Raw genomic sequence first — 12973 nt, forward strand, 5'->3', positions numbered from 1 at the left:
TCCAAAATGTTAACACGCGAAGAGATTAAAACCTTCGATCTTCGGAAAGTAAATAAAATTCATCTTATAGGAATATCGTCCCCATTTAATAGCTTTTGTGCAACAAAGCTTCTGAGCATGAATAAAATCGTTACCGCTTCCGAAATCGGCACTGACGACGTTGAGCTGAAATATTGGACAGATAAAGGTATTGCATACCCCGGGGGGCATAATGAAAAATACATAACACCAGAAATTGATCTAGTAGTTTATCCCAATGGACCAATACCGGGAAACCCCGAATGTGAAAAAACAGAAAAGTTAGGAATCCCTGCAATAACGGTTGGACAACTCACCGGTATTTTAACAAAGGACCTAAAAGTAATAGCAATTGCGGGAACTCACGGCAAGTCCACTACTACGGCACTTGCAACTTGGCTACTGTGGCAACTTGACCAGGAACCAAACTACGTAATTGGCGGTAAAGGCGATGTAATTCTTGATGTAAACAAAAATTGGAACGTTAACCCTGAAAGTAAATATTTCATAGTTGAAGCGTGTGAATACAAGCGGCAATTTTTGGACAGGGCCCCTAGCCCATTTATCTCCGTGATCACTCATATTGACCTTGATCATACTGACTATTACAAAGATCAGTCCGATTATAACGATGCTTTTGTGGAATTTTTGGGAAATACCAAAGATACAGTAATAATTGACAAGGATGGGAAAAATGAATCGCAGGTAGTTAAAACTCTATTGGAATCAGAAATCTCGGCAGAAATTATTGATGTAAACGAAAACTCTAAGATAGCCCACAAAATATCAACAAACCTAATTGGCGAATTTAACAAGCAAAACATCCTAAGAGCATATACTTTAGGAAAAGCTCTTAACTTCCCGCATAAACAAATTGCAAAAGCAATATCATCTTTTCCTGGAATAGCAGGTAGACTTGAATGGGTCGGTACAGTTAACGGATCACCGATTTACAAGGACTATGCACATAATCCGCAAAAGGTAGAATCCTGCATTACTGCGGTAAAAGCAGAATTTCCCGACAAAAAACTTGTGTTTGTTTTTCAACCTCATAGCCACGAGCGAACCTACACATTTAAAAAGGAATTTGCTGTGGCGCTAAGCAAGGCCGATACAGTACTTTTACCCAATATTTACTCTCCTACCCGTGAAACAGTTGAACAAAGAAACCTTATATCTGCAGATGATTTTGCAAGATTTGTGAACAGCACGTTAGAAACTGATAAAATTTTGTATACAAAGACACTTGAGAAAACGGCGGCAGCTATACAAAAAGAAGCAGAAATCACTGACTGTGCAATTGTTTTGGCAAGCGCAGGCGACCTTTACAAGATAATTCCATTGCTAAGATTAAATAAAACCTCTCATGACTAAAATTCCTTACTCTAACCTTGGAAAAATAGTATGCGTTGGAATCGGTGGCGGCGGGCTTTTTTATATTGCACAGTTTCTACACTTGAACGGAAATACGCTTAAAGGTTTTGACATTGCAAAAAGTGACAATACTAAAGCACTTGAAAAACTGGGAATTTCAATTGAATACAAAAACCCAACTGCAGCAGACTTAAAACCGGCAGATACAGTTGTATACTCAAAAGCCGTGCCAAACGACCTTCTAAAGCTAATTTCCAGCTCAGGCAAAACCCTTTTAGAGGTCGGTGAGTTTTTTGACCAAGTGACACTTGATTACGAAGCCGGAAACCTTACTAAGTCCGAGAAAGAAAACTTTATTAAAGCCGATATCGCCCCACTTTATCAGATCGATTGCTCAAAAATGAAGTACGTTGGAATAACAGGTACCGATGGCAAAACCACGACTAGCACAATGATTTATCATATTCTCAAGGAGGCTGGACATAAGCCCGGACTTATTTCAACTGTTTCTGCTCACATAGGCAACTTAGAAGTTGACACTGGTTTTCACGTTACCACCCCACCTCAGCAGGACATTTATAAATTCCTAAAGAAAATGGAAGCAGAAGGCTGTACTCATGCAATACTTGAATGTACTTCACATGGACTTGCTATGGGCCGGCTTGCGGGGCTTAATTTTGACGTAGTTGCTTATACAAATATTACAAGCGAACACCTAGACTATCATGGAACCTGGGATAACTTATTTACCGCAAAGGCAAGGCTTATCACACGGCATCTTAAAAAAGACGGCAAAGTGGTTATAAATAAAGACGATACAAAGTCATATAAGAAATTTTTAGAAATCGTTACTAATCCTACTATCTATAGCAAGGAATCGGAAGCTACTATATTTGCAGCAGATATTCTGGCGACTCAATCAGACATTTCTTATGTGCTTAATCGCAAGGATGATTCAGCTAAAACCAAAATTCAAATTAATCTGCTTGGGGAATACAATGTAAGTAATAGCTTGGCTGCTCTGGGAGTTACTAATTCGTTAGGAGTTGCCGATAAAATGGCCGCGAAAGCACTTGAAAACTTTGTAACAGTAGCCGGCAGAATGCAGGTTTTAAAGAAATCCCCTTTCATGGTGATTGTTGACTTTGCGCATACTCCAAACGGGCTTTTAAACTCACTTACTGCAGCAAAAGCAATGATTAAAAAGGGCTCAGGCGGTCTGCTAATATCGGTATTTGGCTGTGCAGGCAAGCGTGACCCCAGAAAGCGTTATCCTATGGGTAAAATCTCGGGTGAACTCGCAGATATTACGATTATAACCGCAGAAGACCCAAGAACAGAGAGTTTAAAAACAATTAACGACGAAATAGAAAGTGGCTGGAACAATGGAATAGAAAACAGAGCAAAAAACCAAGGCAAGCCCCAGCTTTTAAGATTTGACGATGAAACTAAAAATGTAAAAGTCCGACAGAATGCAATTAAAAAAGCACTGGAAATTGCAAAACCCGAAGATGTTATGATTATCTGCGGAAAAGCCCACGAGCAAAGCCTTTGTTTTGGGAATACAGAGTATCCTTGGAATGATATTGTTGAAACAATGAAATTAATTTAGAGAGTGTCATTATGAATTTGCTAGTTAAAGAACTAAAAACTGACTTTTCTTCTTGGATATTCCAAAACATTGATCTTGAAACAACAATTTCCCAAATAAGCACAGATACAAGAACAATAAAGCCTGGAGAGTTTTTTATTCCAATTAAAGGAGAAAACTTCGACGGTCATAATTTTATAGCGGATGCAATATCAAAAGGGGCTGTAGGCGCAATGTGCAAGGCTGATCATCCTATCATTCAAAAACTTGAAAAGAAAACCCCATTACTTATTGTTCCATCAATAGAAGAGGGTCTTAAAGGGATCGCAAACACACTTCGGAAGAAAATTAAAGCCCAAATTATAGGAATAACTGGGAGTACAGGTAAAACCACAACACGGGAACTTTTGTTATCAGTCCTTTCACAGAGTCATAAAGTGCTTGGATCTACAGGAGGTATAAATACTACTTGGGGAAATATTAGATATCTATTTGATTATACAGATGAGGATTTTATTGTTCTCGAAATTGCAATGGATCGAATGGGTGAAATAAAATGGCAGTGCGAAGCTATGCTTCCCGACATTGTCACAATTTTAAACATTGGTGAAGTTCATGCTGGACCACTTGGAGGTGTTGAGAATGTAATAAAAGCAAAAAAGGAAATGGCCGATTATTCAGTTACTTATCAGAAGCCTATTGTACTAAATATTGACGACGAGAAGATCTCAAGCTTCACAGATTCTGTGAACACCAAAGTTATTTCTGTCGCCACTCAAAAGTCCGCTGATTATACTGGAAAAGAAATTAGCCTTACTGAATCCGGAACAAAGTTTATCATCTATACACAAAACCAAACATTTCCCGTTACATTAAAAATATTTGGCGAAGGCTATGTATATAACGCATTAACTGTTGCCGCAATTTGTAGAGAACTTAAGTTATCTTGGGAAGAGATACAAGCTGGACTTGAGAGGTTTAGTGGATTTGAAAATAGGTTCCAGATAATAAACCCCACCCCATATATCACAATTGTCAACGATGCATATAATGCAAATCCTCAATCGATGAATATGAGTATAGCCACTTTTGTTGAATTATTTGGTACAAAGTCTGGACAAAAAATCGCCTTCTTGGGGCAAATGAGCGAACTTGGAGAACGTGCAGAATCCACCCACAAAGAACTCGGAGAACTCGTGAAGACATCTAGATTCGATAAGATTTTTTACATTGGAGACTATTTCGAACACTTTGACGTTGGAAAAAAGTTAGAAACGATCGAAACTGCAAAGAGTGAATATCAAAAGATAATCGAAGCCGCATCAAAAGATAATCCTGTATATATTTTAGTCAAAGGAAGTCACAGCACTGGTCTATACACTCTTACTACAGGCTAATCTCCAATTATCCCAATTTCGGGCTCCAGCCCCACACCAAACCTATCCTTAACCTGCTCGGAAACAAGTTCCATAAGCCTTAATACATCATCGGAAGTGGCATTGCCCGAATAATTAACAATAAAATTTGCATGTTTTTCCGAAACCATTGCACCACCAACGGAAAGCCCCTTTAGCCCAGCCTTGTCAATAAGCACACCGGCAGGAACAACAGGCATTGGCTCAGTCTTTATAAAGTCTTTTAGCTCAGATTGACAGGTGGCATCAAGCCGTTCCCACGGCACATTTTTAAAAACACTACCACAACTTGGATATTCCAAAGGTTGCTTTTCTCTACGAGCTTTCTGAATTTCAAGCGACTTTCCCATTACTTCCTCGAGTTCTGCCACCTTTAGCAAGAACGTAGCTTCTGCAATAAAGACCTTTTCCGCGTTACCTTTAAATCCACTACCTCTATATTCAAACTTACACTCCTTGTTTGAATAAATTGTCTGGTTTCCGCTTGGAATATTTACTCCTATAATAGATTTAACTATATCTTTTATTTCACTACCAAAGCACCCAGAGTTACCAACAACAGCTCCACCTACAGTCCCCGGTAACCCTACAGCCCACTCGAGCCCGGAAAGTCCGGCTTTTGAACACGAAAGGGACAACTTTGAAATACTTACTCCCGAACCAACTGTTACTTCTGCTCCATTAATCTCAATCCGCTTAAGTTTATTTAGAATAACAAGCCCCGAAAACCCTTTATCCGAAAACAAAACATTAGATCCACCGCCTAATATAAACACCTTTTCCAAGGGAATATTTTCTTTTTCACAAATTCTTTTCCACTCAGAAAGAACTTGGGCAAGCTCGTCAACAGTGGTTACTTCCGAAAAGTACTTGGCAGCACCTCCAATTTTGTAATATGTATAGGGTTTTATAGGAACATTTCGAGAAATCATGACTCCTCCCATTCAACCTTTCCACCTAAACTATTAAGTTTTTCCACAAAGTTTGGATGCGCACGCTTTATAACATCGGCATTTTTAATAACGGTTTCACCTTCTATTGTTGCAGCAACCATGTAAAGTGCAACAGTGGCACGAATAATGTCGGGCGCATTAATTACCGCAGGATGAAGCTTTTTGCCACCCCAGATAATTGCCCGATGTGGATCACATAAAACAACCTGAGCACCAAGCTTTTGGAGTTCAGGCAACCACATAAACGATCCCTCGTAGACTTTATTCCAAAACATCATTTGACCCTTTGCTTTTGTTGCAAGTGCCATCATAAGATGTAAAAGATCAGCAGGGAAATATGGCCACGGGGCCGCCTCTATTTTTGTAAGCATGTTTTCTGTATACCCTTGCTCAATTACTAACTTTTGGTTTGGTGCAACATGTGCTGTGTTCCCTTCATAATCAATGTCTATTCCAAGTTTTTTGAATGCACGTTGAATTAACATAAAATGCTTCGGCACGGCATCAGTTACCCATACTTCACCACCCGTCATAGCTCCAAGTGCAAGAAATGTTGTGATTTCATGATGGTCTGAACCAATTGTGTACTCGGTTCCAGATAGCTTTTCTACTCCCTCTACAACTAGTTTAGAAGATCCAATCCCGGAAATTTTAGCGCCCATCTGAGTTAAAAATACGCAAAGCTCCTGAACATGAGGTTCACTCGCTGCATTCATAAGCATAGATTCATTCTTTGCCAAGGAAGCAGCCATTAAAAATGTTTCTGTTGCGGTAACCGCCATATAATCAAACCAATACGAACCACCTGGGAATCTTCCATCGATTTTAATATCGAATTCACCCCATTCCACATTAACATCGGCACCAAGTGCTTTCATGACCTCAAAATGTGGATCCAACTCACGGATTCCAAGCGAACACCCACCAATTGTAGATGGCAACTTAACATTTTTAAGCCGCTGCACCATAGGGGCTAACAAAAGTACCGAGCCACGCAGACCCATAGGCAGTGCATCGGCTCCATTTGATCCTACAGCTCTATTATTTATGGTCATATCGCCTTTTTGTATGTCCCACTCTATTTTGGATCCAAGCGCACGCATGCTCTCAACAATTTTATGCATATCGATAATGTCGGGAACGTTGTGAAGAATTACATCTTCATCTGTTAAAAGTGATGCACAGATTATTGGCAAGGCCGCGTTTTTATTACCCGCAGGGGTTATTTTACCGGAGAGTTTATTACCACCCGAAACGATAAGATCGGCCATCGTTAATTGTCTTAATTTATGGTTGCATAATTTATTATATCAAAATATCTGTATCGAAATATCAGGGGTGCGGGTTTAAACCGACCCTTACTTAATAATTAATTCATCCATTCCAACAACAAGCTCTTTTACAACCCCCTTTAGAGTTATCTGACCCAATGGAAACCTTATTCTTTCACCGTTTTCATTAGTCAACATAAACACATCACCCGAATTAGTAACAAGGCAGTTGCCCGAAACAGAGCCGCAAGCGCAAAGATATATCTCCCCTGAAAATTCCTCTCCACTGCCATCTATCTGCTCATAAAAGTCGGCACTTAGAAACTCGTCATTTCGGTTAAAATCGATCTTAATCATTGAGCCGGCAGCAACCGTAAACACAATCAAAAGGCTTATCATTGCTTTCCAGAACAGGCTTTCTCTTGCCTTAACTCCCGCTACCAAAGGAACGTAACCCTCTCTCGGATATTTAAAAAGTCCTTGTGTAAACACATAAAACACAAAAAGCTCAAAGGCAAATGGAATGTACCCCAAATACCCAAGTAGCGGCATTTCAAAAATCTTTAAGAATCCAACATATGGAACTTCATACACCCACTTAGGATCGGCTCTAAAATTCCACATTTCCCAGAAAAATCCACACACAAGCATTGATAATCCCAAGTAAAACGCTCTTGTCCAATCGGCTTTCATTGCATCCTTTGTTAGGCTGTCGCGTCCCATCCAGAAGTTTATAGGGTCAAGAATAAAAAATCCTATCATCCACAAAAACGGAAAAAAGTAGTTTGGCCAAATTGATACAAGTGCAACTGCAACAATACCTACTACAAAAAATGTGGTTGGTGTTTCCTTTGACAACTTTATCCACTTTATTTTCTTCCCCAAGACATTAAATGACTTTAACAATCCACTTATCTCAAAGGCCGCAGGAATTAGCGTAGAAAAAAAGAGCGACCCGAGAAGCTTCGACTCCCAAACCGAGAGTGGTTTGGAACTTAAGTAATACCAGTTTTTTGTTGACGGAACCATAATTTCAAATATCCACCAGAATAGCGCTGATAGTAAAAATAAAAAGAAAAATGATCTTATATTTTTTGACATCAAAGATTCTCCGCTCTTTGCGTAGTTAAGCCCATCAAGGATAAGAATAAACCCAAACCAAAGCGGGAAAAACATGTAGTAGCAAAATGGCCTTAGATGAGTCCATGAAATAATCCATGCGGTAACATTAAGCAAAAGTCCAATATAAAACCAAAACGGTAAGCGCTTTTTCATAATTTATAAGTATACAGGAAACTGGAAATTGTGAGTAGTAAACATTAAATTACCATTTGCCTGGATGATGCATAAGATTTCCCTGTTCGTCAAAATAAAACTCAGGTTGAATACTAACAAACTCAGCAAGCGATGCATCCCCCTTCCAGTGACTAGGCTCTAAGAGCTCCCTACCAAAATCCGTACGGGCAAACTCTAACGATTTTGCTCAACCCCATTACTGGAAAAAATGGACTTCCTGTGCTCGATCCAAACATAGATATACCCGCAACTGCAATTCCACACAAGATTGCAAATACATTTAATGAATTTGTTTCTTTGCTATTTTGAACAACAACGAGTCGCTGGTCAGGATCAATCCTTCGAATAAGATTTATCATATGTTTGTAAAGCCATCCTTCTGATGCTTTGGAAAAAACACCTTCATACCAATCTCTCTCCCCACCGATATCTTGGGCAGCATCAATATCTGTTTCCAAAAATCCGGGAGGCTGATCCAACTCTCCGTTGACAGGAAGAGTTATAAGGTGACCATTGCCAGGAAACAGATACGTCCAATTCTCCATAAACCGAAATATCTCATAGATCCTTCCCATGCAGAGGTCTAACGGAAGATTAAGTGCCTGAGCTAAGAGAGTCCCCTGATAAACAATCGTGGACAAAAACCCCCTGTCCCCAAGCACAGTAAGCGGGACCCTTTCCCCACGTAACAGAGGACCAATATGATAACTTGAATGCCCAGTCAGTCCTTCTACGCAAGCAAGTCTTGAAAAACAACTATTGTCTACCACTACTTCGTCATTAAGTTCAAGTGGACCATACCCATCGGCCAGAAGTCCTTGCGCCTTTTTAGCTACCGCCAGGTGCAAGCCATTTCTACCAATCATAAAAGCGATAAGCTGCAACATGGGGTTGGTCAATCCGGCTTTTGTCACTGTCCTAAAGACTTGGCCTCTTTTAACTCCCAGATAGTCAGCGATCTCATCATCTATCGGTATTTTAGGTGGATCCTGTGTAACAAAAATATAAGGGAGTACACCATTTCCAATTTCGTCCAAGGTGGCTGCACTACCTAAAACCGTAGCCCTGGGCAAAAGCTCCATTAACGAGGATTTGCCCCCACCCGTTGGACCATCTACAGTAAATACTGAGAAATCAAACCGACACATTACGTCTGGAACTGTATATATGGAGCGTATGAGCCCCTTGTTGACTAGCTCAAAAACAAACGCTTGAACATCACCTTCTCTAAAAGCGGTCTCAAAGAAATCAAGATCTATTGTTTCACCTGGTCTAATACCCCCCCTTGCGTTTGTCATTCAAAGTTGTGATTACATTATAAGACAAGGGCAATTGGTGAGATTATAACATAGCATTATGCAAATAACATTTTTGATTGACACACTATATATATATATATATATACTTGATAAATACTAACTTTTTACATTTTCGCAAATGAGACTAGTAGAACAATCAGCTCAGTCAATAATAGATACAGAATTTCCAGACTTTGAAGGCGAGAAAAAACGCGGCTTAGTTTATGGATTACGCTTAGTAGACACGGAGCTCTCTTTAGAGCAAAAAATACACTTGAAAGCACCCGAAATTTCAATTAACCTTAGTAGGAACATGCTTGCTGCTCTCACACGACTAAAAGATGAAGCGATAACTCCAGACAATGGACCTTTTAATCCAGATTTTTTTCAGGGAAGTAATACGGCCGCTGTTTTAGGTGAACGATTTCTCAAAGAAGGTAAGCACCCTGATTCAGATAAAACCCAAAGACTTTCAATATTAAGGATTCTCCTACTGGATATTAGTAAAACATTAGACCCGGATCGCTCTATTGAAACGGAAATAAACGAAGGTATAGACGCTAAAATGTTAAGTAAATAACATCTTCCCAGTCCAGCTTTCCTTACAACTCTTTAACCCCTTTAAATCCCCCTGATACAAAATGTTTCCACCCTCGTCACCACCTTCTGGCCCAATATCAATAATGTAATCGGCAAGCTTAATAAAGTCCAAATTGTGTTCGATAACTACTACAGTATCACCCCTTGCAACAAGCGTCTTTAGCACCACCAGTAGATTTTCCATATCGGCAAAATGAAGCCCTGTTGTAGGCTCGTCAAGAATATAAATGGTACGCCCAAATGTTTTTCTATCAAGCTCCGAAGCAAGTTTAACCCGCTGTGCCTCACCACCTGATAAAAGCGGCGCAGGTTGACCAAGTTTCATATACGAAAGTCCTACGTCCTTCATAAGCGAAAGTTTCTCACGAATATTAGGATGAGCATCAAAAAAGTTAATACCCTCTTCAATAGACATATCTAAAACATCTGCAATATTCTTGTCTCGATAACTAACATCCAAAACCTCCTTGATATAACGCTTTCCGTGACACACCTCACAATCAACATAAACATCCGGCATAAACTGCATTTCAATTTTAATTTGACCTTCACCTTTACACGCTTCACACCTACCACCCCGCAAGTTAAAGCTAAATCTGCTTTTGTTAAACCCACGAACTTTAGCGTCCCTGGTAAGCGCAAAAACTTCACGAATGTCATCAAACACTTTTGTATATGTTGCAGGATTGCTCCTTGGAGTACGTCCAATTGGAGATTGATCAACAAAAACAACTCTATCAAGCTTTCCATACCCCGATATCTGTTTGTATACACCAGTATTGTCAACATTTCGGTATCCAAGCGATTCCTTAAGTGCGGGAAGCAATGTCTCGATAATAAGTGAACTTTTCCCTGATCCCGAAACGCCTGTTACACAAGTAAATTTTCCAAAAGGAATTTCAACATCTACACCCTTCAGATTATTAGTCTTTGCCCCTTCCAATACAATCATTGCATTACTGTCATGTTCAAATGTTGAATCCTCATTAATTTGGGACTTAATTATCCGTTCAACATTACGCTTAACATCCTCAATTCCGGAAAGATACGGACCGGTAACGGAACTCTTATTACCCATAATTTCTTTCGGGGAACCCTCTGCTATAACTTTTCCTCCATGAACACCTGCTCCCGGGCCAAAATCAACGATATGATCTGCGCTTAGAATTGTATCTTTATCATGCTCGACCACAATAACTGTATTCCCCAACTCCCTAAGATTTAAAAGTGTATTTACAAGCCGATGCTGATCTCTTGCATGAAGTCCTATCGAAGGCTCATCTAAAACATATAAAACACCGGTTAGACCAGTACCTATTTGGCTGGCAAGTCGAATTCGCTGTGATTCACCGCCCGAGAGAGTAATAGAGGAACGATCTAGAGTTAAATACGATAATCCAACGTCTAAAAGAAACTTGGCTCTAGCCGAAATTTCTTTAAGCACACTTTGTGCAATTGCACGCCCCTGGGTATCTAGCTTTTCCGGCAAATTTACAATATGTTCGTAAAATACATCTATTGGGTAAGCCGTGATTTCGGCAATATTTTTGCCATCAATTGTGACCATCCGAATCTCTTTTTTAAGCCTTGTGCCTTCACAAGTTTCACAGGGAATACTTGTCATATACTGTTCAATTTCACGCCTTATGTAGTCCGAACTTGTTTGGGCATATCTACGCTCTAAATTAGGAATAAGCCCTTCAAACTTTGAATTATACTGCCGCTCTTCATCTAAATCCTTTCTGTAAAATGTGATTCTAAAAATCTCTTTACCTGTTCCATATAATATTTTGTCTAGTTTTTCTTTTGGAATTTTGCCTACGGCATTTTTAAGCGGAATCTCATATCGTTTTGCAATTTCTAAAAGCACAGACATTGTCCAACTATCGGGACTAAGCTTTGCATAAGGAATAATCCCCCCATCCAAAACCGACTTATTTGGATCAAGAAGCTTACGCTCGTCGATCCGCCTTATAAATCCTAATCCCGTACAAACAGGACAGGCACCGTGCGGAGAGTTAAACGAGAAGTGTCTAGGTTCAAATTCAGGAAGAGAGAGAGAGCATTTTCGGCAGGTTCTGCTTGTACTGTAATCAATTTCTTTAAGATAATTTGGGGAATCAGGAAACATTTGGGTTTTGTCCCCTACAGGAAGTACCCTTATAAACTTACTTTCTATTTTTAGTGCATTGTCAACAGCTTGGAAAAGCTTTGATCTTAGGTCTTTTTCGTCCTCCTTAAGGGTAAATTCGTAAATGTCAAAATCATCGGTTATTACCTCAAGCGTGTGCCGTTTGTTCTTGTCAGGTACCGGGATTGCCTCCATAAGATTGTATAGAATCCCGTCAAGTCGAACCTTTTCCCACCCCTGCTTTTTAAGCGATTTAAATAATGCGGAGTACTCACCTTTTTTATCCACAATCGGAACAGCTACTATGCTAAATTTGTAACCAAAGCGATCTGAATCTTTATCGGTTTTTAAGGTATCTTTTGCCGCAGTTAAGATGTTATCAATAATCTGATCAACTGTTTGAGGCTTAAGCTCGTCACCGCAAATTGGACAGTGCGCAATACCTATTTTGGAATACAAAAGCCTTAAGTAATCATATATTTCGGTAGTGGTACCAACCGTTGAACGTGGATTGTGCGAAACGGTTTTTTGGTCAATTGCTATTGCGGGTGAAAGTCCATCAATTCTATCTACATCGGGCTTTTTAAGTACACCTAAAAACTGTCTTGCATACGAACTTAAACTTTCCACGTATCTTCGCTGGCCTTCAGCATAAATTACATCCATTGCCAAAGATGATTTACCGGAACCCGAAAGTCCTGTAAATACAATAAGTTTATCCTTTGGAATTGAAACCGTTATGTCCTTTAAATTGTTTTCACGTGCACCGTGAACAGTAAGTGTATTCATAATTTGCTATGGGGAGAATATATCAGAAAGACAGGTTATCAATCAATTTGTCTAACTGGCCTGCGGGACAATTATACACGAAATCGTAGGGACAGGTCTAGACCGACACATACAATTGTAAAGATATATAAGATATGAAATCAGGGACACTGGACTGATGGTCTATACTGCGTGCGGGTGTTAAGTATTACTTAAGTTTTAGAGCTTACGTATAGTGAGTTAAAGTAACATCAGGAC

The 12973-nt window shown here is 39.6% G+C and carries 9 protein-coding genes; 4 read left to right on the top strand and 5 right to left on the bottom strand.

Features of this window, described 5'->3' with window-relative positions:
- The first annotated feature begins 6 nt into the window (after nucleotides 1–6).
- From JW962_00050 to JW962_00060, 3 genes are read left to right on the top strand one after another with little or no spacing between them, the layout of a single operon-like run.
- The gene (locus tag JW962_00050; GenBank protein MBN1373722.1) at nucleotides 7–1392 is read left to right on the top strand and encodes a hypothetical protein; all 1386 of its coding nucleotides are present in this window, start codon (nucleotides 7–9) and stop codon (nucleotides 1390–1392) included.
- Nucleotides 1385–3004: a UDP-N-acetylmuramoyl-L-alanyl-D-glutamate--2,6-diaminopimelate ligase gene (locus JW962_00055; GenBank protein MBN1373723.1), complete on the top strand. Its 1620-nt coding sequence runs from the start codon at nucleotides 1385–1387 to the stop codon at nucleotides 3002–3004. The genes JW962_00050 and JW962_00055 overlap by 8 nt, the downstream gene beginning before the upstream one ends.
- Nucleotides 3005–3015: 11 nt before the next feature.
- Nucleotides 3016–4380, top strand: a complete 1365-nt coding sequence (locus tag JW962_00060) for a UDP-N-acetylmuramoyl-tripeptide--D-alanyl-D-alanine ligase (GenBank protein MBN1373724.1) — start codon at nucleotides 3016–3018, stop codon at nucleotides 4378–4380.
- On the opposite strand, the gene murB is transcribed toward JW962_00060, so the two are convergent.
- The 4 genes from murB to JW962_00080 form a co-directional block, all read right to left on the bottom strand.
- The gene (murB, locus tag JW962_00065) at nucleotides 4377–5330 is read right to left on the bottom strand and encodes a UDP-N-acetylmuramate dehydrogenase (protein MBN1373725.1); all 954 of its coding nucleotides are present in this window, start codon (nucleotides 5328–5330) and stop codon (nucleotides 4377–4379) included. The two genes, JW962_00060 and murB, sit on opposite strands and share 4 nt — an antisense overlap.
- Nucleotides 5327–6622 carry a UDP-N-acetylglucosamine 1-carboxyvinyltransferase gene (locus JW962_00070; GenBank protein MBN1373726.1) on the bottom strand — a complete coding sequence of 432 codons (1296 nt, stop codon included), beginning with the start codon at nucleotides 6620–6622 and terminating at the stop codon, nucleotides 5327–5329. The genes murB and JW962_00070 overlap by 4 nt, the downstream gene beginning before the upstream one ends.
- Before the next feature lie 87 nt (nucleotides 6623–6709).
- Nucleotides 6710–7897: a hypothetical protein gene (locus JW962_00075; protein MBN1373727.1), complete on the bottom strand. Its 1188-nt coding sequence runs from the start codon at nucleotides 7895–7897 to the stop codon at nucleotides 6710–6712.
- Between the two features lie 170 nt (nucleotides 7898–8067).
- Nucleotides 8068–9216: a hypothetical protein gene (locus tag JW962_00080; protein MBN1373728.1), complete on the bottom strand. Its 1149-nt coding sequence runs from the start codon at nucleotides 9214–9216 to the stop codon at nucleotides 8068–8070.
- A 139-nt stretch (nucleotides 9217–9355) separates the two neighbouring features.
- Here JW962_00080 and JW962_00085 point away from each other — a divergent pair, with 139 nt between their 5' ends.
- Entirely contained in the window at nucleotides 9356–9796 is a 441-nt protein-coding gene (locus JW962_00085) for a hypothetical protein (GenBank protein MBN1373729.1), read from the top strand.
- Here JW962_00085 and uvrA read toward each other — a convergent pair.
- Nucleotides 9785–12736, bottom strand: a complete 2952-nt coding sequence (gene uvrA, locus JW962_00090) for an excinuclease ABC subunit UvrA (GenBank protein ID MBN1373730.1) — start codon at nucleotides 12734–12736, stop codon at nucleotides 9785–9787. The two genes, JW962_00085 and uvrA, sit on opposite strands and share 12 nt — an antisense overlap.
- Between the last annotated feature and the right edge of the window lie 237 nt (nucleotides 12737–12973).

The sequence above is a fragment of the Candidatus Dojkabacteria bacterium genome (assembly GCA_016927995.1).
Taxonomy (GTDB): Bacteria; Patescibacteriota; Dojkabacteria; order JAFGLO01; family JAFGLO01; genus JAFGLO01.

Excerpts from the sequence above, each read along its gene's own strand:
- JW962_00060 (MBN1373724.1), top strand. The coding sequence starts at position 3,016 with ATGAATTTGCTAGTTAAAGAACTAAAAACTGACTTTTCTTCTTGGATA.
- murB (MBN1373725.1), bottom strand. The coding sequence starts at position 5,330 with ATGATTTCTCGAAATGTTCCTATAAAACCCTATACATATTACAAAATT.
- JW962_00080 (MBN1373728.1), bottom strand. The coding sequence starts at position 9,216 with ATGACAAACGCAAGGGGGGGTATTAGACCAGGTGAAACAATAGATCTT.
- JW962_00055 (MBN1373723.1), top strand. The coding sequence starts at position 1,385 with ATGACTAAAATTCCTTACTCTAACCTTGGAAAAATAGTATGCGTTGGA.
- JW962_00075 (MBN1373727.1), bottom strand. The coding sequence starts at position 7,897 with ATGAAAAAGCGCTTACCGTTTTGGTTTTATATTGGACTTTTGCTTAAT.
- uvrA (MBN1373730.1), bottom strand. The coding sequence starts at position 12,736 with ATGAATACACTTACTGTTCACGGTGCACGTGAAAACAATTTAAAGGAC.
- JW962_00070 (MBN1373726.1), bottom strand. The coding sequence starts at position 6,622 with ATGGCCGATCTTATCGTTTCGGGTGGTAATAAACTCTCCGGTAAAATA.
- JW962_00050 (MBN1373722.1), top strand. The coding sequence starts at position 7 with ATGTTAACACGCGAAGAGATTAAAACCTTCGATCTTCGGAAAGTAAAT.
- JW962_00085 (MBN1373729.1), top strand. The coding sequence starts at position 9,356 with ATGAGACTAGTAGAACAATCAGCTCAGTCAATAATAGATACAGAATTT.